Here is a 22,688-nt window from a genome sequence, read left to right on the forward strand (position 1 = left end):
TCCTCTGATCGCCTCAAGCGCCACTTTGGCCTTGAATTGTGCCGTAAAACTTTTGCGGTGCTTTTCGCTCATATCTTGTCCCTTTTTTGGGCAAGTTACCACCTTAAACCTTTGTCTGAAAATCAGGGTCCACTATAAGTTGTCCGGTGAGATTTGAGGAGCGATTGGCTGCGTTAACGATTTCCTGAAGATTGTTTATTACCGTTTTATCAAGGGTTTCACATGTCAGGGCCAGTTCCGCATTGCCGAGAATGACCCCAAGCATGTTGTTGAAATCGTGAGCGATGCCTCCTGCCAGGCGTCCGACAATCTCCATTTTCTGTGACTGCTGAAGCTGGGTTTCAAGTTTGGTTTTTTCTTCCTCAGCCTGCTTTCGCTCGGTAATATCGATGAAAGAGCCGCTGATGACATCCACTCTCTCCGTTTCGTTATGTATGAGTTTAGCCGTGTTGCTGAGCCAGGCGATGGTGCCGTCATAGCGCCTGAATCTTGCCTCGAAGCCGTTGACATATCCCTGTGTCAGGAGCAGGTTTCTGAACCGTTCGGAATCTTCCGCGTCAATATAGCTTGCCCGGGTATTCTGGGAAAAGAATGCATCACGATTCTCTATCGCGCAGCGGGCTATATCGAGGCAGTTCTGGTTGGAGGTTATGATGTGTCCCTCCAGATCGCTTTGATATAAACCTATAGGTACGCTTTCAAACAGTTCACGGTATTTTTTTTCACTTTTCAGTAAGGAATTTTCTGCTTTAAGGCGTTCCAGTTCTCCTGAAGAGCGCATGGCAACCAGTTTCATGAGAGTTTTGGCCAGATGACTGTTTTCAAGCGGATTTTTTCCTATGACCTTGATTATGCCGATCGGGCATCCCTGGTGATCAAAGAGGGTTGTCGCGATGTAACTCTCCGCCTTGAGATCCTGGAGCAGCGGGTCATGCGGGAATAAACCGCAGACGCCGTGAGTGTGGATGCAGATCTCTTTTTCCGGGATATTTTCGGAGGGCGTATCTTTCAAGGCATAGGACAGGTTCTCCTTGAAATGGCCATCCTGCCAAACCGCAAGTGTTGTTATGCGTAATTTGTCGCTATCGAGTTGTCCGATGCACACAAAGTCCATGCCGAGGCAATCAGCAAGGTATCCTGCCAGAGCCTTAAAGAACGATTCGGATGTTCTTACCGAGCTGGTTCGGGCAAGAAATGTCTGCACATCCTCGATTTTTTTACGATCAGTGATGTCGATACCGATACCGATCAGGTAGGGATTACCGTCGAAAACAATACGCCGGCCGGTCATCAGAAACCAGCGGAATGCAGGTCCGCCGCGAAGAAGTACTCTCCCTTCCACGATTTCAACGCTTCCGTTTTTCAGCACGTTTGTAATTTTTTCCTGCGTCAGCGTTCGATCTTCAGGATGGATGCTTTCAATCGCCACGGCTTCGGGCATCTCGTGTTCCGGTTTGCCGATGATTTCATCACGCTGATAAGCGTTCCAGCCTGCATATCGCCCGTTTGCGTCAAGCATGTAGAACGTTCCGGGAATACTTTCAATAATGGCTTTGCGGAACGACTGTTCTTTTATTTCCGCCATCTGAGCCAGCTTGAGTTGCGTTACGTCAATAACGATTCCTACGTAGCGGTTTACCTTGCCCTCTGTGTTTCTGAAAGGCGTGCCTTTTGACATGAGCCAGCGTTCGGTTCCGTCAGTAGGACGGACACGCCATTCGGCTGTGAATTCAACACCCTTTTTCGACGCTTCGACGATGTTTCGCTCCGTTTCATCCCTGTCTTCAGGTACGATCGATTGCCGCCAAACATCGTAGGATGCCTCGTAACAATCGGGTTCAAGGCCGTACAGTCGGAATAACTCGTCCGTCCATATATTGACGTTGTTTTGCATATTCCACTCCCAGATGCTGGCATGGGCGGCATCCATGATGAGTTGCAGTCTGCTATTGCTTTCTGCCAGATTCCGGTTCGTTGCCTTGCTAAGGGTGATATCCTGTACAGAGCAAACAAGGCATGGGGCTCCGCCAAGGATGACTTTGGTGACACTGATTTCCGTAAAAAAACGGCTCCCGTTTTTGCGCAGCATTACCGCTTCGAGCAAACGTGAGTTATGTTTATGTAAATCATCCGGATACTCCTCGATACAAAGGGTTTTCGAATCCTCATTTTCAAGCAGGTCACCCGGGTTCATCTGCAGTAATTCCGCCTCGGTATAACCGGTCATGCTGCATGCTGCGGGATTCACCAGTTCAAACGGGTACGTCTGGCCGTTTTTGGAAATTTTATGGACAAAAATCCCATCCCTGATCGTGTCAAAAATGATTTTGTACTGATTTCCGTTTTCTTGGTGCGCATGTTCATCCTGTTGCAGCCGGACGTTGTTCGTGGCTGTTTTATTGACAGGTTGCAGCTGCTCATGGAGGGAGGGCAGTTTTGTCATTGGAAAATGTGTTTAAGAGTAACCGAATCAATCAGGGCATGAGGTCATCGATGGGTTTCTTTCTATGTTTTCCCGTTTCAGATATACCGGCATGAGGAGCGCCCGGATAAGCATGATCGGGTTTTTTCAGGCATCTTTGTATTATCGCGGCCTGCGTTTGAACAGAGTGTTTTTTGTTTATAAGGGGATTGTTTTTTTGTTGCTGTTGAGCTGCTTGGTCGTACCGATACTTTACGTATAAATGCTGTTTCTTCCAAGGGTTTTGACGTTATTTCTGTGGCTTGAATATCCATTTTTTTTCGGGTTTCCATAAGGCTGTATTGGTGTATTGATGATCATGGCATATTCGTTCAGGCAGGAGATGGGCTTTAGTGTATTTGAAATATTACGATGGCCAAGGTTTTGCAGGGTATGTCCACCTGTTTTGAAGGAGAGGATTGTCTGGTTGGTTACGGAAGGTCAAGTCCCTCACGCACTTTGTTTGCTACTGTGGTCATGGAAAAAGGTTTTTCGAGGACCTGCGTGTTTCCCTTCAGTTTTTCGTCATGTACCGTTAATCCCGATGTAAATCCAGACATGAATGAGGATTTTCAGATCATTCCGTTTTTATGAAAGCGATTCAGCCAGTTCAGTGTCATTCATGCCGGGAATAAGTATGTCGGTGAGGAGCATGTGGATATTTTCCTTATGCGTCGCCTCCAGACGCAGAGCCCTCCTCTCCGTTTTTTGCTGTGAGCACCCTGTAACCGAAACTTTCCAGCATTTTTCTTGTGATGTTGAGGATGGCTTCTTCGTCATCGACCAGCAGTTTATTTAATGGTTTTCCACTTGTAGCCGCTTTCGTTTACGGGTTTGCGATGAGCATTGTTTTCTGAAGCCGTTCCGTGCTCCGGTGCGGGTATTTTGCAGTGATATGCCGGAGTTGTCATCTATCGGAGCCTTTCATGATCATGGCATATTCGTAGAGATCACTCATTGGTTTTGTGCTTATTGCAAGACACCATTCGGCATCGATATAGGTGCCTTCGCCAGTCCTGAATTTCGATTTGAATTCAACTATGGATTCGTCCGGTTTTTCGCCTCCGAGAGTTCTTTTTACACAGGGGTAATCTTCCGGGTGAATGATGTTTTGAAGACAGGTTCCTGTCAGTGCATTTTTTTTGTATCCCAGGTACTGTTCGAGTGAGCCGCTCAGATCAACGATGTTTTCATTATGATCGAGGACGGCATATGCATCGATAACCGGTTTATAGAAAGCCGAGAATCTGCTGATGTGCATCCGTACCTGCCTGAACAGGCTGTCGATGTCCATACGGTACTGCGATAACGACAGAGCATTACTCAGATCCGGCGTCGCATGATTGCTTTCATGACCATCCATGAGCCAGTGTATATCGGCGCCGTCTTTTTCCAGCCTCGCGATCATTTTTTTTCCGGGAAAGCATTTGCCCGAAAGATATGGCGTCATCTGGGCGGGATATTTTATTCCGGCGGCCCTGCAGAACGCGTTGATGGAGCCGTGTTTTTTCAGAATGTAAGTTCTCAACCGGTCGGGAAATCCGGAGTTGATGCTATAGCGTGCATTCATCGGCTGTGGATGGTTTTCTGGTGACGTCATGGAAAAAGGGAGAGATAGAAAAATGAAAACACCGATTAAGGAGAAAATGCCGGCAGCCATTGCTTCAGGACCCGGACCAAAGCTTCGTGATGAAGGGGTTTGGAGAGAAAATCATTCATTCCCGCTTCAAAGCAGCCCGCCTGGTCATCAGGCATGGCATGTGCGGTCAGCGCAACAACAGGAATATCCTTTCCGGTTGCGCTGGCGCGTATCAACCGGGTTGCTTCAAGACCGTCCATCTCAGGCATCTGAATGTCCATAAAAATCAGCCCATAGGTTTTCTGTGCGGCAGCTTTTACGGCTTGCGTGCCGTTGATTGCCACATCGGCCCTCAATCCAAGCTTTTTGAGCATCATGAGCGTTACCTGCTGATTGATCAGGTTGTCCTCGACGACAAGAATCCGGGGATCGTCTGCCGCGGAGGAGGGAATATCGCCGGAGGATTTCCTGTTTTCCGGATTTCGGGCCGGAGGTGTTGCGCAGTTCATGGCCGGATCAGCCCGTTCTGTTTTTCGGCAGGAATTGTATGCGTTCTCTTCCGGTATGCCGAAAGATGCCGTAAAGCGGAAGCAGGAGCCCTCCTTTTCCTTGCTTTCAACCCCGATTTCACCGCCAAGGAGCTTTACGAGTTCTCTGGAGAGGGTCAATCCGAGGCCAATCCCTTCATAACGCCGGGTAGATGATGTGTCGGCCTGGGTGAAGGTGTCGAATATTCCGGCGGCCTTTTCCGCTGGAATGCCGATTCCTGTATCGGTTATCGAAAAGCGCAGAACAACGGTATCGGCAAGCTTTTTTTCCACAGCCGCAGATAGTTTTATGCTTCCCTGTTGTGTGAATTTTACGGCATTCTCTGCAAGGATCGTCAGGACTTGCCGAAGGATTTCCGGATCGCCGTAAAGGGAATCCGGCACATCTTCCTGAATATTCCAGGAGTAGTCAAGACCTTTTCCGAGGCTCGAAAGGGAGATCGGTTCGGCAATACAGGAGAGGAGCCAGGAGAGCCTGAATGCTCGCTTTTCGGGTTGCATGGTGCCCGATACTGCTTTTGAAAAAGTGAGAATGGTATCGGTGAGCTTGAGCAGGGTGGAGGTGCTTGAGCGGATTGTTTCAGCAAAATAGCGTTGTTTTTCATCGAGCGGGGTGTCGAGCAGGCACTGGGTCATGCCGATTATCCCGTTGAGGGGGGTACGGATTTCGTGGGAAACATTGTTGAGGAATTCGCTTTTCAGGCGCTGCAGCCCGTTGTTGACCGCTGTTTTTTTTCGTTTGCCGGAAGCGGCGCTCCCGGATTTTTTGTTTTCCTGAAATACCATGGGGCCTGGTTTGATGGGGTCTTGTTCTTCCGGTAATTAACCCTGAATATAAAAAAATCCCGACAGTTTTTCCGGATGGAACCAGTCATGCCGGCTTTATCCGGAGGGCTTCCTAACGGGCAGTTTTCGTTTGCACTCCATGAACGTTATTATTCGTTATCATTGCGGATTTTTTTTTAGTTTGTGAGCCGTAAGTATCGGCAAAATGAACCTTTTACATGCCGATTACCTTTTCATGTCTGTAAAGCGGCGCCGGGGAAGAAGAGTTGAGCGGGAGCTTTTGCCGCGCTCTCCGGTAACAGGTAATCAGGTTCAGGGTTCAGACAGGAAATATGGAATAAACGTATGGGCATGGAGTTCACCAATATCTGGAAGGCGATTGTCGCCGAGGCGGCCAACGAGTGCGGCCGTGATCCTGAAATCAGCATATTTCTCGAACAGCATATCCTGAGGTTCGATGATTTCGGTTCATCGCTTGCCATGCTGCTTTCGGTAAAGCTCGGTTCAAAGCATTTTCCTCCGCTTGTGCTGCAGGGGCTGTTCGAGGATTTTTACCGCCAGAGCCCCGAGCAGGTGGAGAATGCGATCTATGACCTTGTGGCGACCCAGCAGCGCGATCCGGCTGCGGTACACTACTTCGAGATCATGCTCTTTCTGAAAGGGTATCAGGCGCTGCAGGCATACCGTCTTGCTCACTGGCTCTGGATGAAGGGTCGAAAGACCATGGCGTATTTCATTCAGAACCGGATGTCGGAGGTGTTTGCCGTCGATATTCATCCTGCGGCCGTTATCGGCAAGGGGATTCTGCTCGACCACGCGACCAGTCTGGTGATCGGTGAAACCGCTGTTGTCGATGACAATGTTTCTCTCCTGCACGAGGTGACCCTTGGCGGTACCGGCAAGGAGAGCGGCGACCGGCATCCGAAGGTTCATAAATCGGTGCTGATCGGGGCCGGAGCGAAGATACTCGGCAATGTCGTGATCGGCGAAGGCTCGAAAGTCGGGGCGGGGAGCGTTGTGCTTGATGATGTGCCGCCTCATTACACCGTGGCTGGAGTTCCGGCTCAAATTGTAGGCAGGACAGAGGTTGCCGAGCCTTCCCGTGAAATGGACCAGAAGCTGACAAGCCGCGAAAAAAAAGGCCCGAACGGAGTTCAGGCCTGAAAGGTCTCCGCTACATGCCGGCGCCAGGCTTCAAGCCTGTTTTTGATCTCATCCAGATGGTCGCCACCGAGTTTTTCAAGCAGCGCGTTGGCGATTACCGGCGCCAGGGCCGCTTCGGCAACCACTCCGGCCGCGGGCACCGCACAGGTGTCGCTTCGTTCAAAGCGGGACAGGGTCGGCTGCAGGGTTTCGAGATCGAATGATTGCAGGGGTGATACAAGCGAAGAGATCGGTTTCATGGCGGCCCTGAGATGAATGGTCAGGCCGCTCGACATGCTTCCTTCGAGGCCGCCAGCCCTGTTGCTTCTCCTTGCAAGCCCGTCCCTGGCTGAAAGCGTAAATTCGTCATGAACCTGTGATCCCGGTTTTCGGGCATTATCGAAAGCGTGGCCGATTTCGGCACCCTTTATGGCCTGAATGGACAGAAGTGCGCCAATGAGCGCCGCATCGAGACGCCGGTCGTGCTGCACATAGCTGCCGAAACCCATCGGAACCCCAGTAATGAACAGCTCTATAATGCCTCCGAGTGTGTCGCCCTGATTGCTGACTTCGTCAATTGCGGCCATTGCGCCGGTTTCCGCTCTCTTGTCGAGCATGCGCACGGGCGAGAGGTCGGCTTCGATGGAGAGTGATTCTGCTCCGTTGGCGAGGAGTTCTTCGACGGCAGGGGTGCAGGCCGCTTCGCTGGCGGGGCCTATTGCCGATACATAGCTGCCGATTTCTATGCCGAGTGCTCTGAGAAAAACGCGGGAGAGGCTTCCTGCTGCAACCCTGGCTGCGGTTTCCCGTGCCGATGAACGCTCGATAACCGGACGGATATCGTCAAAACCGTATTTTATTCTTCCTGCAAGATCGGCATGGCCGGGTCTTGGTACGGTTATTTTGGCCACATCTTGCTCAGGTTTTTCGAACTGTGCCATGGTGACGGTCCAGTTCTGCCAGTCACGGTTTCTGACGAGCAGGGTTACCGGTGAACCGATGGTTTTGCCGAACCTGATGCCGGAAAGCACTTCGGCCTTGTCGCTCTCGATTTTCATTCTTCCTCCCCGGCCGTACCCCTGCTGCCTGCGCAGTAACTGACTGTCGATATCGTGCTGCGTAACGGGTATGCCTGCCGGAAGTCCTTCGACAATTGCCGCAAGGGCGGGTCCGTGAGATTCTCCTGCTGTAAGGTATCGTATCATGAGTGTGTAGGTAGTAAAAAGGCCCGGCTATACTGGACAGCCGGGCTTCCTGATAGAGATGCGGGCAATCTTCCCGCCCGGGAGGTTTCAGCGCAGTCTTTTTGCGGCCTCTTTGGCGTAGTAGGTGAAAATCATGTCGCCGCCTGCCCGTTTCATGCAGAGCAGTGATTCCATCATCACCCTTTCCTCGTCGATCCATCCGCGTTCCGCGGCAGCCTTCACCATGGCGTACTCTCCTGAAACATGGTATATTGCGACCGGCACATCGAAACGTTCCTTGGTGCGGTAAACGATGTCAAGATAGGCAAGGCCCGGTTTCACCATGACGATATCGGCGCCTTCCATGATGTCGAGTTCTATCTCTTTCATGGCTTCGTCGGTATTGCCGGGATTCATCTGGTAGGTGGTCTTGTCGCCGAACTGCGGTGCGGAATGCAGGGCATCGCGGAACGGGCCGTAAAAGCTCGATGCGTATTTGGCTGCATAGGAAAGGATGCCGACATCGGAAAATCCGGCATCGTCGAGAGATTCGCGGATAGCTCCGATACGACCGTCCATCATGTCGCTGGGCGAAACGAAGTCAGCTCCGGCATTGGCGTGCGATGCAGCCATTTTGCAGAGTACTTCCACGGTTTCGTCGTTGAGAATGATGCCGTCCCTGACCAGACCGTCGTGCCCGAACGGAGTGAACGGGTCGAGTGCGACATCCGTCATGATGCAGAGGTCGGGCAGCTTTGCCTTGATGGCCCTGATGGCTTCCTGGATGATTCCCTTATCGTTGTAGGATTCACTGCCGTCTTCGGTTTTCTTTTCCGGAATGCCGAAGAGGTCTATGCACTGGATGCCGAGATCCCAGAGTTCCTGGCACTCCTTGACTGCATTGTCGATCGAGTAACGGAAGCTTCCGGGCATGGACGCCACCTCTTCCACAACATTGGTGCCGGGGCAGACGAACAGCGGGAAAACAAGATCGTTTACCGACAGGGTACACTCCTGTACGATGTTTCTGATTGCCGCGGATTTGCGAAGCCTTCTGGGGCGGTGGACAATATTGAGGAGATCGAGCTGGCTCATGGTCTGTGTCAGGTTTGGTTTGAAAAAGCCTTAAAATACGAAAAACCGTGAACTTCAGGAAAGGTCGCAAGGTAAATTCCTGGGTAACTCCGCTGTTCCCGGCTTCATGAATCGTTATATTTTATTAAACCATTGTTAATAAAGGAACCGTTTTTTTTCGGACTTATATATTCTTTATTCTTCTGTAAAGAAGATTGAGTATTCTTTTTTTTTCACTCAAAAGCAACAAACAGCAACAAATAAATAATAATTAATACCCCATGAACAAGCCAGTTATCGAATCGTTTTCCGGGAAAGGCCAGATGCTCCCGTTCAGGCCTTTGTTGAAGGGTCGTCCTTCACTGCTCAATATCGAACGCAAAAACAGACGGCAGTCGTTTTTAACCGACAGACCGGGACTTAAACCATATACGCTTGTTTTTGAAGACGACGAGCTTCCACCCGACACTGCCTCGGTGCAGGCCGTCAGGGTCTCTTCGCTGGAGGAGGTTGCGGGTTATCACTTTCTTCTCGGTCGCTCCTGTGAAATGTATCTTTCGGGTGCCTATGCAGGTGTTCACCCGGATATTGCAGGTAAACTGCAACTGATGGGCACCCTCAATTCCAGAAGGCACTCTTCGCTGCCGGACATGGAGACAGCGGCGGCGCTGATCAGAAAACTGCCCATGAACCTGCGGGGGCTTCTCCAGAGTCCGCTTGCCGTATCGGACGGCGATCATCTTCCCGGATCTCTCGATATCCGCTGCATCCACAAGAAAACCGAAAAAAACTCCCTGCTCTCAATACCCTGGGAGGATGGAAGATTTCTCTATTTCAATATGTTTGAAGGTATCGATGAGTTCAGGTTCGACCATGAATCCGATCATGTTCAGGGGATGCTGATTCTTGAAGCGATGCGGCAGGCTGCCATTGCAACGACGCATATCGCCGGGAAACTGCCTCTTGACGGCGGCATGACGCTGCTCTCCTACGATACCCGTTTCTACAATTATATCGAATCGACCTCTCCGGTTATTTTGAGGGCATACAGCGATTTCGCCTGGACCGGCCAGAGCGATGAACAGTCATCGTACGCCATCTGCCAGATTTATCAGTGGGGAAAACTCTGTGCCGAAGCTTCCTTGAAAGCCTGTGTATTCATGAGCAAGGAGGGTTATGCGACTCACCGCATAAGGTCCGGCAGAATAGGGACAAGAATCAAAAGGCAGTTCGATGCGAAAGTCGATCTCATTCAGGGTGTACGTCAATGAGCAGGGTTGCTGTTATCGGGGGCGGTATTTCAGGTATCGCAACGGCTTACTATCTCAATAAGGCCGGTATTCCTGTTGATCTTTACGAGGCGGCGCCTGCAATTGGCGGCAGAATCGGCAGTGAACGCATGGATGGCAGATGGGTTGATTTCGGCGGCAAGAATATCGGAAGGAAATACCGCCGGTTTCGCGGGTTTGTTCGAGATACCGGCGATTTCCCCTTCGAGTATTTCGGATTCAACACCTCGCAGGTCATCGACGGAAAGGTGGTGAGCATGACCAAGGAAAGCCGGCAGCTTTCGAATCTTTTCGGATTCCTGAAACTGGCCGGTCTGAGGGGTGTATCCGTGCTCTATCCCTGGGTGAGGGCGGTGATGAAGGATAATTCGCAGGGGATGCTTCGAACCCCTTTTTTCAACGATGTTTCGCAGAAGCTCGATCACCTTTCGCTTGCGGATTGTTTTCCGCCTCGATGTGCCAATCATCTTATACGCCCCGTAACGGTGAGAATGAACGGTGCCGAACCCGATGAGTGCTATCCGGGTAATTTCGGGTCGAATCTTGCTCTTGTCCTCGACAGCTACGAGCAGCTCAAGGGCGGAATGCATCAGCTTCTGGAGGCTTTTGCCGCCGACCGGTCGGGACTTCTCGCCATCCGTACCGGCCACCGGGTGGAGCGGCTCTCCCGCTGCGATAGAGGGGGAGGAGTTGATGTCGCCTATACATGCAACGGTTCGGGCGGATCGGTTTCCTACGACCGGGTGATCACGGCGCTTCCGGCGGTGCAGCTGTCGGCACTGCTCGGCGGCTCTCTTCCGGAGGCGGCGGAGATTCTCGATCGTGTCAGATACTATCCGGTCTCGGTTGCCATTGCGGCATATCGCGATAATGTTTTCCGCAAAGAGCAGCGAGCCATGGTTTTTGACGGCACCTCCCCCCTGAGCAATGCCGGGGCCTACGGCATCCTGGACCTCGATCTTGTCCGCTATACCTTCAGCGGAAAAGCGGCAAGAGCGCAAATAAATCCTGAATCGAAAGCCGAAGATGTTATATTTCAGGCGGAAAAAAAAGTATTGCCATTCTTTTCTATTGCGGAGAATATCCGTACATCCATGATTTACAAGTATCTTTCGCCCGGTTTATGCGCTTATTCGCCGTTCCATTTCAGGCTGTTTTCCGAATTGCAGGACAAGCTCGCCTCTTTTTCCGGTCTTTATGTTACTGGTGATTTTCGGAGGGGTGCCTCCATCGAGGCGTGTTTCGCCGCAGCTGAAGAAAGCGTAAAACACCTCATGACAGGAGAGTTGTTCTGATGATCCGCTCTTACCTCAGAAATGCATTCGAAGAGGGGACGATGATATCCGATTTCAATCTTCGTTCTGCGGCGCTTCTCGGTGCTCCTGCCCATTTTTTGTTTTTTTTTCTGTTCAAGTACGGATTTCATCTCCCCTATGAGAATTTTTATCTGCGCATGGCGGCAACCCTGCTCTCCCTTTCGGTGGTTTTCCGTAACCGGCTGCCGACAAAGGTAAAACCACTGTTCCCCTATTACTGGCATTTCACTATCATCTTTGTGCTCCCGTTTATTTTTACGGTCTACCTGTTCATGAATAATTTTCATGAGTTGTGGTTGTACTGGGAAATATTCATGCTGTTCGTTCTCATTACCTTCGTGCCGAACTGGCTCATTTTCGCTATCGATCTGTTCATCGGTGTTGCTGCGGCGTTGCTTTTCTTTGTTCTGGCCTCTCCCGGATTTGAGCTGGCTCCCGAGTTCAATATTCCCTTATACGCCATCGTCATCTTTTTTACCATCGTAGCAGGTTATATGTTCAGTTACAGTAACCGCAAGGGACAGCTTGCACAGGAGAAAAATGCTGCGCTTCAGGCTCTTGCCGTCGGCATTGCGCACGAAATGCGCAACCCGCTGGGGCAGGTGCGCTATAACCTCGATGCAATACAGGACGAGCTGCCGGCATGCTATTCCGGCAGAGCTGCCGGCGAGATCAGCGAAGAGGTTCTTGGAAAGATCTATGCGGGTATAGCGCAGGGGCAGATGGCGGTGAACAGGGGTGTGCAGGTCATCGATATGATTCTCGAAGAGGTCAGAAATGAAGACCCGTTCAGGAGCGGAAGCACCTACCTTTCGGCTGCGACAGTCACCCGCAAGGCACTTGATGAGTATGGGTATGAATCCGATGAAGAGCGTCGCAAGGTGCATTTTTCAAGCGAGGAGGATTTCATGTTCAGGGGAGTTGACGCGATGTATGTGTTTGTGATCTTCAACCTTGTCATGAATGCCCTCTATTTTTTGCGGCTCGATCCCAAAGGGGGGATTTTCATTAAAACCCGCAGGGGTGAACGCATGAACAGCGTTATCGTCAAGGATACCGGCCCCGGTATTTCAAAGGATAATCTCACAAGGATTTTCGATCCGTTCTTTACTTCCGGTAAAAAGGGGGGCACCGGGCTTGGGCTTGCCTACTGCAGGAGGGTCATGCGCCTGTTCAGGGGTGATATTGCCTGCGAATCGGTTCAGGGCGAGTATACGGAGTTCACCCTGAGCTTTCCGGTTATCAACGAGGACGAACTGGCCCGGTTCGAAGGGCAGCTCTACAGCGACAACAGGCCGGATTTCAAGGGTAAGCGCATTCTTCTGGCCGATCATGACGCCGAACACAGAAAGAGGGTTACGACTCTGCTCGAACCGCTTGGCGTAGAGACGGAAGAAGCTGAAGACGGAGGGGAGGTGCTCGGAAAAATATCGGCCGTGCACTATGATCTGCTGCTTTGCGAGATGGATTTATCCCTTAACGACGGCTCCGGGCTGATCAACCTTCTGAACGGCTACAACGGGGTCAATGCCTCCCTGCCTGTTGTCGCCTATTCGGGTGAACCCTCCTATCTGTATTTCGGGAGGGCTGAAAAATCAGGTATAGCGGAGCTGCTTTCCCTTCCTTTAATGCTCCAGCCGCTGGTTTCCGCTCTTTCAGCCGCACTCTCTTTAAAGAACAATCGATTCGAGAAGAAGGACCTTTCCGACAAGAGCGTCCTGCTGGTGGACGACTCGTCGGTCAATCGTACCGCGGTCAGAGGCATGCTGCGGCATCTCGGCATCACCAGTGTGGTCGAGGCTTCCAACGGAATCGATGCGCTGGAAATTCTTGAAAAAATGCCGATGGACCTGATCCTGCTCGATATCCAGATGCCCGTGCTTGACGGCCTCGAGGTCGCCAAGCGTATCCGGACTGGCAGTTCGATCAATCGTTCGGTTCCTATTATAGCCATGAGCGGTGAGTCGGACAGCGCCATTATCGAGGAGGCGATTCAGCGCGGTATGAACGCCTATCTCGTCAAGCCTGTCGATCGCCTGCTCATCCGGCAGAAAATCATGCAGTTCGTCTGAGCGCTTCTTTTTTCCCTGCAGCGCCTCGCCGTGTTACATCAGAAAGCTCATCATGATGCCGGCTGCCACCGCCGAGCCGATAACTCCGGCGACGTTGGGCGCCATGGCGTGCATCAGGAGATGGTTCGAAGGATCGGCTTTAAGTCCCTCCATCTGGGCGACCCTCGCGCTGTCCGGGACAGCCGAAACGCCTGCGGCTCCGATAAGCGGGTTGATCCTGTTCTCTTCGGAAAGAAAAACGTTCATGACTTTGGCGAAAAGCACGCCTCCGGCCGTGGAGGCCATGAAGGAGAGCGCACCGAGAACGAAGATAAGCATCGACTGCCCGGTGAGAAATGTCGTGGCTTGCGTAGAGGCTCCGACGGTCAGGCCGAGGATTATGGTGACGATGTCGATCATGGCGTTTTTTGCCGTATCGGCAAGCCGTTTCGTTACCAGCGACTCCTTGAGCAGGTTGCCGAAAAACAGCATGCCGAGCAGGGGAAGCGAGCCGGGGGCAAGAAAGCCGGTCAGCAGGAGCCCGAAAATAGGGAACAGGACTTTTTCCTGTTTCGTAACCGATCTCGGCGGCTTCATTTTTATTTTCCGTTCATCTTCGGTTGTCAGCAGCCGCATGATCGGCGGCTGGATAATCGGTACCAGCGCCATGTAGGAGTAGGCGGCGATGGCTATCGAACCGATAAGGTGAGGAGCCAGCCTCGAAGAGAGGAAAATGGCCGTCGGGCCGTCGGCTCCCCCGATAATTCCGATGGATGCGGATTCGGGATTGGAAAAGCCGAGAAGCAGCGCTCCGAGGTAGGTGGTGAAAATGCCGAGCTGGGCGGCGGCTCCGAGAAGAATGAGTTTCGGATTGGATATAAGGGTCGAAAAATCCGTCATCGCGCCGATTCCCAGAAAGATCAGGGGAGGATAAATGCCCTTGAGCACACCCTGATAGAGATAGTTCAGGACGCTCCCGTCCTCGTAGATGCCAAGCTGCAGTCCGGCATGTTCCAGAAAAGGGGTATTGCCTATCAGGATTCCGAAACCGATAGGGACAAGCAGCAACGGTTCATATTCGTAACGGATGGCAAGGTAGATAAAAACCAGTCCGACAAGAATCATGATGACATGGCCGGCGGTGACATTTGCAAAGCCGGAATAACTGAGAAACCTGAGAATTCCTTCCATAATGTTTATTCTATTTCGATCAGGACGTCGCCCTGCATGACGGTATCGCCGGTTGTGACTTTAACGGTTTTCACGATTCCGTCTTTTTCCGCATAAATGTTGTTTTCCATTTTCATGGCTTCGAGTACGAGAACCGGCGCGTCGCGTTTGATGGGTGCGCCCGGCTGTACGTAAACAGCAATGATGGTTCCCGGCAGAGGAGCCTTGATGAGGCTGAGTCCCGGAGTGGTGAGCGGTTCAGGGGCTTTCACTTTGGGCGGTGTGTACCGTACCAGTTTCGGGGTTTTCGGCGTTTGAATCTCCTTGCCGAGCTTTACCTCGTAGAGGGTTCCGTTAACCTCTATTTCGGCAAGATTCTCTTCAAGTGATTTTATGTCAACACTGTAGGTGTTCCCGCTGATGGTGAAGGAGTAGTGCTTCATCGTTAAAAACGTCTGAAATGAGTAACGTTATAGATTTTTGAATTCCACGGCGAATAGGTTTTGGCGGCTTTTGTAATGGTCAATACCGCCGTTTCGTGGTCGTGGAGTTCACTGAGATAGAGATAGATCGCCGTGGCGATGGCCGCATTGACCTCTCCCGGTATGGCGCTTCCGGCCATTGCCGCCTTTTCGGGTTCCCCCTCCTTGCGCAGTTTTCTGCGCAGGTTGAAGGCCAGCAGCTTCGGAAGCTGCCTGAAGAACAGATAAAGCAGCAGCAGGGCGAGAAATACAACCGAGTACCCGATAACGGCAAGCATCAGGTGATCGGTACTGATCGCTCCGGGGTCAAGGTTTATCCAGAGAAAAAGATTCATGGTGCAAAGCTGTTTTAGAGTGGCAGCGTTGAATGTTTTTTCAGAGGGTTGCTGTCCTTTTTTGTGGCCAGTGTCTGCAGGGCTCTGATAATCCGGAAACGCGTGTTTCTGGGTTCGATGATGTCGTCGATATACCCGTATCGGGCGGCTTCATAGGGATTGGCGAATTTATCGCGGTACTCGGTCTCCTTTTCGGCAACGAAAGCCGCTCTCTGTTCGTCGGACGTCGAGGCTTTCAGATCCCTGTTGTAGAGCACCTCTATGGCTCCTGTCGGCCCCATAACCGCGATTTCCGCACTCGGCCATGCATAGTTGATGTCGCCCCTGAGGTGACGGGAACTCATGACACAGTAGGCGCCGCCGTATGCCTTGCGGAGGATGACCGTGATTTTCGGTACGGTCGCCTCGCCGTAGGCAAACAGCAGTTTCGCTCCGTTGGTAATGATGCCGTTGAACTCCTGGGCGCTTCCGGGCAGAAATCCCGGAACGTCGACCAGCGTGACTATCGGTATGTTGAATGCATCGCAGAACCGGACGAACCGTGCCGCCTTGCGTGATGCGTCGTTGTCCAGGCAGCCGGCAAGATAGTTGGGCTGATTGGCGACGATGCCGGTTGATATGCCGTTGAAGGTGACGAAGCCGGTTACGATGTTTCGGGCGTACTGTCGCTGTACTTCGAGAAATTCCCCATTGTCGGCAATGGCGTGAATGACGTCCTTGACATCATAGGGAATGGATGGTTTTTCAGGAATGATGGTGTTGAGTTCATCGACCAGTCTGTCGGGAGGATCGTCGCAGAAGGAGAGGGGCGCTTCCTCGAGGTTGTTCTGCGGCAGGTAGCTGAGCAGTTTCTTGATGAGCAGGATGCCTTCCTGCTCATCGGCGCCGACAAAATGGGTGACACCGGATTTGGTGGCGTGCACCGAAGCTCCTCCGAGATCCTCTTCGGAAATGGTCTCCCCTGTAACGGTTTTGACGACTTTTGGCCCGGTTACGAACATATAGCTCGTTTTTTCAGCCATGACCACGAAATCGGTCAATGCGGGCGAGTAGACCGCGCCTCCTGCACAGGGGCCGAAGATTGCCGAAATCTGCGGGATAACGCCGGAGGCCATGATGTTGCGCTGAAAAATGCTGGCGTAACCGGCCAGACTGCGCACGCCCTCCTGGATTCTCGCACCGCCGCTGTCGTTGATGCCGATCAGAGGAGCGCCGACCTTCATGGCCTGATCCATCACCTTGCAGATCTTTTTTGCATTGGTTTCCGAAAGCGACCCTCCGAATACGGTGAAGTCCTGGGAAAAGACATAGACAAGGCGTCCGGCAATGGTGCCGTGTCCGGTGATGACCCCGTCGGAAAGATAGTGTTCGTCTCCAAGTCCGAAATCGGTTGTCCGATGGGTGACAAACATATCGTACTCTTCGAAGCTGCCTTCGTCGAGCAGGAGGTCGACGCGTTCTCTGGCAGTCATCTTGCCTTTCTTGTGCTGCGCGGTGATCCGCTTTTCTCCTCCTCCGAGTCGAGCGTGCTCTCGCTCGGCAAGTAATCGTTTCATGTGCTGCTTAAAACGGGATAGTGAATGGACCGGAATTTTTTTTCAGGGTCACTCCGCCTGCGGCAGGGCAACCGAACAATGCGCAAGATAGAAAATAAGTTGTGATAGTTTTGCAGTCCTCCGGCAAGGAATGTATTTTTATTTTTTCAAACATGTTACCCCACAGGAACCCTCAACGATGACTCCAGAGCTTCAGCTTGCGCTTGAGACCGCCGAGCGCGCCGGTACGTTAACCCTCGGCTTTTTCAATCGGAAATCGCTTCAGGTGTTTTCAAAGAGAGATGCAACCCCGGTTACGGAGGCCGACCGCTCAGCCGAAGCGCTCATCCGTTCAGCTATCGCATCCCGTTTTCCCCAGGACGGCCTGCTTGGAGAGGAGCTTGAAGAAAAGCCTTCGGCAAACCGTCGCCGATGGATTATCGATCCGATCGACGGCACGCGCTCATTCATTCATGGTGTTCCGCTTTACGGGGTTATGATCGCCCTTGAAGAGGAGGGGGCCATGAGAATCGGAGTGATCAATTTTCCCGCTCTCGGTCAGCTTTTTTATGCTGAAAGGGGGTGCGGCGCATTGATGAACGGTTCGGCGGTGTCGGTGTCTTCAATTGCGTCGATCGGGGAGGCTACGGTTGTCTTTACGGAAAAAGAGTACCTTCTCGACCCTCCCGGAGATCATCCGGTCGATCGGCTCCGCCTGCAGGCAGGGCTTGTCCGTGGCTGGGGAGACTGTTACGGACACATGATGGTCGCTTCCGGCAGGGCGGAAGTCGCTGTCGATAAAATCATGAGCCCCTGGGACTGCGCTGCGGTGATTCCTGTCGTTACCGAAGCCGGTGGCTGCTGTTTCGATTACCGGGGGGATACCGTTATCGACGGCGAGGGACTTGTAAGCAGCAATGGAGCGCTCGGCAGCGTTTTGCTGGAGACCCTCAGGGGGAGGGGTGTAGAGCCATGCTGAATCTCCTTTTGCTTTTTCTCATAGTCGTGCTGCTGGTTCTCGTGATCGTCATGCAGGCGACCGGATGGCCGGCCGTCCGCCCGAACGATGCCGATCGGCTCAGGCGGGAGCTCCTTCGCGAACTGGCAGGGCAGCGAGCCGAGTCGGCCCGTGGCCTGCATGAGCTGAAGGTCGAACTCGAATCGCTGTTACGCGATGGCGCCGATGAGAAAGCCGTTTTGCTGCTCAATCGTGTTGAGCAGGCCATAACGCTTCTTCATGCCATTGCTGCCGGTGCACGCAAAAGAAACCTGAAGCAGGGCACGGACGAATGGCGGGGTGAGGGGAGCGATCCTGAAGAGGGGGGTTACGGGCAGACAGAAAGGGTTGTCGCAGGAAGAAATCCTCTGCTTTTCCAGCGCCAGTTTGCGCTGTTCTCTCCTGATGAGTCCTCCGGAATCGCAGCCTGCATCCCGTCGGCCGATAGGTCCGACGCTGTGGAATATCTTTCCGTTCCTGCCGCCGATTTCGATCCCGATCTCGATCCGCCCTACGACCCTGATGTTCAGGCCGGGAGCCCTTCGCAAAGGCGCCCCTGAGCGGGTTGGCGTGGCATCTTTTTTTTGAAGTGCAGCAGGTCGCCGAAAAAAAGGGTACGGACAGGAAGAGGTTTTTTTTGAAGAAGGCGCGGATTTGAGGCTCTCAGGGCTGTTCAGCGTGCCCGGCAAGCGCTTCGGCAATGGCTTTCGCAAAGCTCGGGCCGTCGAAATAGGGAGGGATGACATCCACCCTGACGCCAAGTTTTTCCAGTGCTGCTGCCGTTGTTGTTCCGATGGCGGCAACAAGCACTCCCTGGGGAAGTGCGGTGGAGCCGATGGCTTCGAAGAAGTTAATGGCTGTGGAGGGGCTGGTAAACGACAGACAGTCGAGTTTTCCCTCTTTGAGCAGCTGTTTTACGGTTTCGGTGTCTTCTGTTGAAGGCTTGATGTTTTCGTAAACCGTTATTTCCGTGCACTTTCCTCCCCGCTCCCTGATGACGGCAGGGATAGTGCCCAGCGAAAGGGTGCCTCTGAGAAAAAGAAACGAGTGGTTTTCGATCACTTCGCCGTCGATTTCGGCCATCAGGTTGACGGCATCGGCGATTTTCGGGACCGGTTCCGTTTCGATACCGTGAACGGCAAGATCCTTTGCGGTGGTTTTGCCTACGGCCCAGACCCGTATATGCCGCAGCTTTTCAAGCTGCTCAGGTGCTTCGGCAAGCAGGCGTTCCATGAAAAACTGAACACTGTTCGGGCTGGTGAAAAAGGCACCGCTGAAAGATGCAGGATCGGGAACCTGCCAGCCGGGAACCGGCCTGATCTCGATTGCCGGAAAGACAACCGAGTTCAGACCATACTGTTCCAGCTCTTCGACAAACGACTTCGCCTGATGTTTGGGTCGGGTTACGAGAACACTCTTCATCAGCAGGTTTTACGGATTTCCGAGAGGATTTTGTCAGCACCCTGTTTGAGCAGCTCTTCGGCAAGTGCAATACCGGCATCCTCCGCCTGTTCGGGAGAGGTGAGGCCGGTGCGGGTGATCTCGTCGCGAAGGCCGATGGTGCCGTCTACCGAACCGACGAAGGCAAGGAGTTTGAGCGTGCCGTTCTTGAACGATGCATACGCACCGATAGGGATCTGGCAGCCGCCCTGCAGATGGCGCAGCAGCGCACGTTCCGCCCTGCAGCAGTACTCCGTGGTAGAATGGTTGAGAATTCGTACGATCTCCCTTGTCTGTTCGTCGTCGACACGGGTTTCGATACCCAGCGCGCCCTGGCCTACAGCCGGAAGCATGATTTCGTGCGGCAGGATTTCCGAGATGCGGTCGCTGAAATTCAGACGGAAGACTCCCGCATAGGCAAGCATCATGGCATCGAATTCGCCTTCGTCGAATTTCTTGAACCTTGTGTTGAGGTTGCCCCGGATATCACAGATTTCAAAATCGGGCCGCATGCTTTTCAGCTGCGACATACGGCGGAGGCTGCTTGTTGCAACTTTTGCATTTTGAGGCAGATCGAGAAGCTTGACGCCGTTTTTGGAGATAATGACATCCCTTGTATCCTCACGATCGGTAAACGAGGTGATGATGAGTCCTTCGGGAGTGCTGGTCGGGACATCTTTCAGGCTGTGGACGGCAAGATCGATCTCTTTGGCAATCAGATGTTTTTCAATGTCCTTGGTGAACAGACCCATATCACCGATTTTGGAGAGCGGTGAATCGAGGAGTACATCGCCGGTGGTCTTGACCAGCTTCAGGGTAATGTCAAGTTCCGGAAAATGCCTCGAAAGCTCGGCTTTGGTGAATTCTGCCTGCCACAGGGCAAGAGGGCTGGATCTGGTACCGATAATAAGCTGTTTTTTCAAAGCAGTTACAGATTTGTATTGAAAGTTATTGATTTGGTTCTTCGAGATCGAAAATATTGCGGACAAGATTGACGCGGCTCGGAATGGAGTCGGAGGTATCGATCGGGGCCTTGAGCATCTTGATCGGATGGTGGAGGATCTTCTTCAGGATACGGTCGGTCAGGTGCTCCATGCGTCGCAGCTCCTCTTCGCTAACCTTGTAACGGTACCGTTCGAGCTCCTTCTCCTTGATTTCAATGAATTTCGACTGGAGATCCACAATGGTTGGACGGACTTTCAGGGTATTGATCCACTGTCCGAACGAAACCAGTTCCTCCTCGATGATGCTTTGCACTTTCGGCAGTTCGGCCCTGCGCCGCTCGAGGTTCTTGTCGATGATGTGCTTGAGTGCGTCGATGTCCTTGAGGAACATGTTCTGCAGTCTTGAAATATCGGGATCGACGTTGCGGGGGAGGCCGAGGTCAAGGATAATGACCGGTTTGAGACGGCGTTTCTGCATGCTCTGGTGCATTTCCGCTTCCCTGAGAACGTAATCCTTTGTACTGACCGCGGTTATGATGATATCGAATTCGTGCAGGTACTCCTTGTAGCTTTCGAAAGGCAGCACTTTTCCGGTTCCGAGCTCTTCGGCGAGCGCTTCGGCCTTGGAGAGGGTCCGGTTGGTGATGACGATGTTGCGTGCGTTTTTCTGGCACATGTGCTTTGCGGCGAGCTCTCCGGTTTCACCTGCGCCGATGAGGAGGATCTTCTTCATCGACAGGTTCGAGAAGATCTTCTGGGCAAGTTCGACGGCCGCATAGCTGACCGACACGGCCCCCTCCATGATCTTGGTCTTGGTTTTCACCTTCTTGGCTACACTGAAAGCCGTATGGCAGAGGCGGGTGATGAGAATACCGGCAGCCTGCACTTCGGCGGCGATCCGATAGGCATCCTTCACCTGGCCGAGAATCTGGCCTTCACCGAGAACCAGGGAGTCGATAGCGCTGGAAACCTCGAAGAGGTGACGGGCGGTGCCGCAGTAGAAACGGCTGAAGAAGTGTTCGGGACGGACTTCCTTGCGGGCATCCTTGTAGGAAATCAGGTAATCCTTGAGGTACTCTCCGGTCACTTCCGACATTGCCGGTACGACATAAATTTCCGTACGGTTGCAGGTGGACAGCACCATCGCTTCGTGAGCAAGACCGCTTGAAATGAGGTCGGTAATGAACTCCTTGTTCTGAACTTCTGAAAGAGCAATTCTTTCGCGAATTTCAATGGGTGCAGTTTTGTGGTTGACACCGACTGAAATGATGTTCATAGCAGGCTTGTTTAAATGAGCAGATTAAGTGGTAAAGCAAGAAAATCTGTGTCGCAGTAAGAACCTGTAAAACTTTAATATACCGTAAACGCCGATAATTGTCAAATGAAGTGAAGCTCCGGCAAATATTGCAGGTCGTTCTGCAGGGTCAGTCCATGGAATGAGGGCGAAAAAAAGGTCATCAACAGGATAAGCGCCGTAATGAAGACAAAGAGCGCGATAAAGAGATAAGCCATATGCTTCAGATCCCATCCTGTGATAGGCCGGATAAAGATGCTGGTTCCGTAGATAAGCCAGATGATTACCAGCGAGAAAAGACGCGGCTCGAAAAGGGTAATGGCTTCGCCTGAGGCTTTCTGCTCCAGGATGCCGGCAAACAGGGTGATCGAGAGAAAGATGAATCCGAAAGCGACGGCGTGCATGGTAAGGCGCTCGAGCACTTCAAGGTTCGGCAGGCGCTGAAAAAGCAGCTCGAAACGGTTTTTCTGTATCTGACGGAAGAGCAGAAGGTAGAGAAAGCTGTAGAGTCCTGCGATGGCGATGGCGCTGAAGCCGAAGATGGCCGCAATGAGGTGTACTCCGATGCCGAGGCCGGTGAACGCAGGCCCCTCTCCCGAGGATTGCGCGGTGAAGATCGAGGAGATGAGCTGGGCTCCCGCCGAGAAGGAGAGCACGAAAAATCCTGTTTTATCGCTTTTGGTGGTGAACTCGATAAAGATATAGGTGATAGCGAGGGTCAGGGCTACCATGCTCATGATGTTGAAGGTCGAATAGCTCAGCTTGTAACCTTCCAGAGAGGTAAGCAGGCCGAGATAGACCACATGCGACAGAACGGTCAGGGCCAGGGCGGGCTGTTTGAAGCGCGTGGCCAGTTTGGTGTCCCTGAAGAAATGCGCACCATACAGGACTGTGGTGACGATATAGAGCAGGGATACAAGCTGTATAAGGATAAACAGCGGTATATTGTTGAGAACGATACTGTCCATGTACTTGGGTTGCGATCGAAATTTATTTCCGGTTAAAATGCGGGATAACTTCGTTTTGAGATAACCCGCACCGGCCCATGCCGGAGGCTGAA

19 protein-coding genes are annotated in these 22,688 nt (G+C 52.4%); 6 read left to right on the plus strand and 13 right to left on the minus strand.

Features of this window, described 5'->3' with window-relative positions; translation table 11 throughout:
- Positions 1–103: 103 nt before the first annotated feature.
- The 3 genes from K9G39_RS04035 to K9G39_RS04045 form a co-directional block, all read right to left on the minus strand.
- Entirely contained in the window at positions 104–2,443 is a 2,340-nt protein-coding gene (locus K9G39_RS04035) for a PAS domain S-box protein (protein ID WP_292003651.1), read from the minus strand.
- A gap of 925 nt (positions 2,444–3,368) precedes the next feature.
- The gene (locus K9G39_RS04040) at positions 3,369–4,031 is read right to left on the minus strand and encodes a PAS domain-containing protein (protein ID WP_292003652.1); all 663 of its coding nucleotides are present in this window, start codon (positions 4,029–4,031) and stop codon (positions 3,369–3,371) included.
- Positions 4,032–4,096: 65 nt separating this feature from the next.
- Entirely contained in the window at positions 4,097–5,374 is a 1,278-nt protein-coding gene (locus K9G39_RS04045) for a response regulator (RefSeq protein ID WP_292003653.1), read from the minus strand.
- A gap of 345 nt (positions 5,375–5,719) precedes the next feature.
- Between K9G39_RS04045 and cysE the strand changes: the two genes are divergently transcribed.
- Positions 5,720–6,538: a serine O-acetyltransferase gene (cysE, locus tag K9G39_RS04050; RefSeq protein ID WP_292003654.1), complete on the plus strand. Its 819-nt coding sequence runs from the start codon at positions 5,720–5,722 to the stop codon at positions 6,536–6,538.
- On the opposite strand, the gene aroC is transcribed toward cysE, so the two are convergent.
- Both aroC and hemB read right to left on the minus strand, forming a co-directional pair.
- Complete coding sequence (gene aroC / locus K9G39_RS04055) at positions 6,529–7,722, minus strand: chorismate synthase (RefSeq protein WP_292003655.1); 1,194 nt, start codon at positions 7,720–7,722, stop codon at positions 6,529–6,531. The two genes, cysE and aroC, sit on opposite strands and share 10 nt — an antisense overlap.
- A gap of 87 nt (positions 7,723–7,809) precedes the next feature.
- On the minus strand, positions 7,810–8,796 hold the full coding sequence (hemB, locus tag K9G39_RS04060) for a porphobilinogen synthase (RefSeq protein WP_292003656.1): 987 nt from the start codon (positions 8,794–8,796) through the stop codon (positions 7,810–7,812).
- Between the two features lie 260 nt (positions 8,797–9,056).
- On the opposite strand from hemB, the gene K9G39_RS04065 reads away from it, so the two are divergent.
- Genes K9G39_RS04065 through K9G39_RS04075 form a run of 3 tightly spaced genes read left to right on the plus strand, consistent with a single transcriptional unit; the run spans position 9,057 to position 13,452 of the window.
- The gene (locus K9G39_RS04065) at positions 9,057–10,046 is read left to right on the plus strand and encodes an AfsA-related hotdog domain-containing protein (protein WP_292003657.1); all 990 of its coding nucleotides are present in this window, start codon (positions 9,057–9,059) and stop codon (positions 10,044–10,046) included.
- A complete protein-coding gene (locus K9G39_RS04070) occupies positions 10,043–11,359 on the plus strand; it encodes an FAD-dependent oxidoreductase (RefSeq protein WP_292003658.1) in 1,317 nt (438 codons plus the stop codon). The genes K9G39_RS04065 and K9G39_RS04070 overlap by 4 nt, the downstream gene beginning before the upstream one ends.
- On the plus strand, positions 11,359–13,452 hold the full coding sequence (locus K9G39_RS04075) for a response regulator (RefSeq protein ID WP_292003659.1): 2,094 nt from the start codon (positions 11,359–11,361) through the stop codon (positions 13,450–13,452). The genes K9G39_RS04070 and K9G39_RS04075 overlap by 1 nt, the downstream gene beginning before the upstream one ends.
- Positions 13,453–13,485: 33 nt before the next feature.
- Here the strand turns inward: K9G39_RS04075 and K9G39_RS04080 are convergent, their stop codons facing one another.
- The 4 genes from K9G39_RS04080 to K9G39_RS04095 are packed head-to-tail and all read right to left on the minus strand — an operon-like array spanning position 13,486 to position 16,974.
- Entirely contained in the window at positions 13,486–14,622 is a 1,137-nt protein-coding gene (locus K9G39_RS04080) for a sodium ion-translocating decarboxylase subunit beta (RefSeq protein ID WP_292003660.1), read from the minus strand.
- A gap of 5 nt (positions 14,623–14,627) precedes the next feature.
- On the minus strand, positions 14,628–15,044 hold the full coding sequence (locus K9G39_RS04085) for an acetyl-CoA carboxylase biotin carboxyl carrier protein subunit (RefSeq protein ID WP_292003661.1): 417 nt from the start codon (positions 15,042–15,044) through the stop codon (positions 14,628–14,630).
- A gap of 2 nt (positions 15,045–15,046) precedes the next feature.
- On the minus strand, positions 15,047–15,418 hold the full coding sequence (locus K9G39_RS04090) for an OadG family transporter subunit (protein WP_292003662.1): 372 nt from the start codon (positions 15,416–15,418) through the stop codon (positions 15,047–15,049).
- 14 nt (positions 15,419–15,432) lie between these two features.
- Positions 15,433–16,974 carry an acyl-CoA carboxylase subunit beta gene (locus K9G39_RS04095; RefSeq protein WP_292003663.1) on the minus strand — a complete coding sequence of 514 codons (1,542 nt, stop codon included), beginning with the start codon at positions 16,972–16,974 and terminating at the stop codon, positions 15,433–15,435.
- A gap of 178 nt (positions 16,975–17,152) precedes the next feature.
- Here K9G39_RS04095 and hisN point away from each other — a divergent pair, with 178 nt between their 5' ends.
- On the plus strand, positions 17,153–17,932 hold the full coding sequence (gene hisN, locus K9G39_RS04100; RefSeq protein WP_292003664.1) for a histidinol-phosphatase: 780 nt from the start codon (positions 17,153–17,155) through the stop codon (positions 17,930–17,932).
- Positions 17,926–18,510, plus strand: coding sequence for a hypothetical protein (locus K9G39_RS04105; protein ID WP_292003665.1), 585 nt, complete (start codon positions 17,926–17,928; stop codon positions 18,508–18,510). Before hisN ends, K9G39_RS04105 begins: the two co-directional genes overlap by 7 nt.
- 103 nt (positions 18,511–18,613) lie before the next feature.
- Here the strand turns inward: K9G39_RS04105 and K9G39_RS04110 are convergent, their stop codons facing one another.
- The 4 genes from K9G39_RS04110 to ccsA form a co-directional block, all read right to left on the minus strand.
- The gene (locus tag K9G39_RS04110; RefSeq protein ID WP_292003666.1) at positions 18,614–19,372 is read right to left on the minus strand and encodes a uroporphyrinogen-III synthase; all 759 of its coding nucleotides are present in this window, start codon (positions 19,370–19,372) and stop codon (positions 18,614–18,616) included.
- The gene (hemC, locus tag K9G39_RS04115; RefSeq protein WP_292003667.1) at positions 19,372–20,313 is read right to left on the minus strand and encodes a hydroxymethylbilane synthase; all 942 of its coding nucleotides are present in this window, start codon (positions 20,311–20,313) and stop codon (positions 19,372–19,374) included. The genes K9G39_RS04110 and hemC overlap by 1 nt, the downstream gene beginning before the upstream one ends.
- Positions 20,314–20,338: 25 nt before the next feature.
- Positions 20,339–21,610 (minus strand): glutamyl-tRNA reductase, encoded by a 1,272-nt coding sequence (gene hemA, locus K9G39_RS04120; RefSeq protein WP_292003668.1) that lies wholly within the window; start codon positions 21,608–21,610, stop codon positions 20,339–20,341.
- Positions 21,611–21,711: 101 nt separating this feature from the next.
- Positions 21,712–22,596: a cytochrome c biogenesis protein CcsA gene (ccsA, locus tag K9G39_RS04125; RefSeq protein WP_292003669.1), complete on the minus strand. Its 885-nt coding sequence runs from the start codon at positions 22,594–22,596 to the stop codon at positions 21,712–21,714.
- Positions 22,597–22,688 lie beyond the last annotated feature (92 nt).

The organism is Chlorobium sp. (assembly GCF_021740465.1).
Classification (GTDB): Bacteria; Bacteroidota; Chlorobiia; order Chlorobiales; family Chlorobiaceae; genus Chlorobium.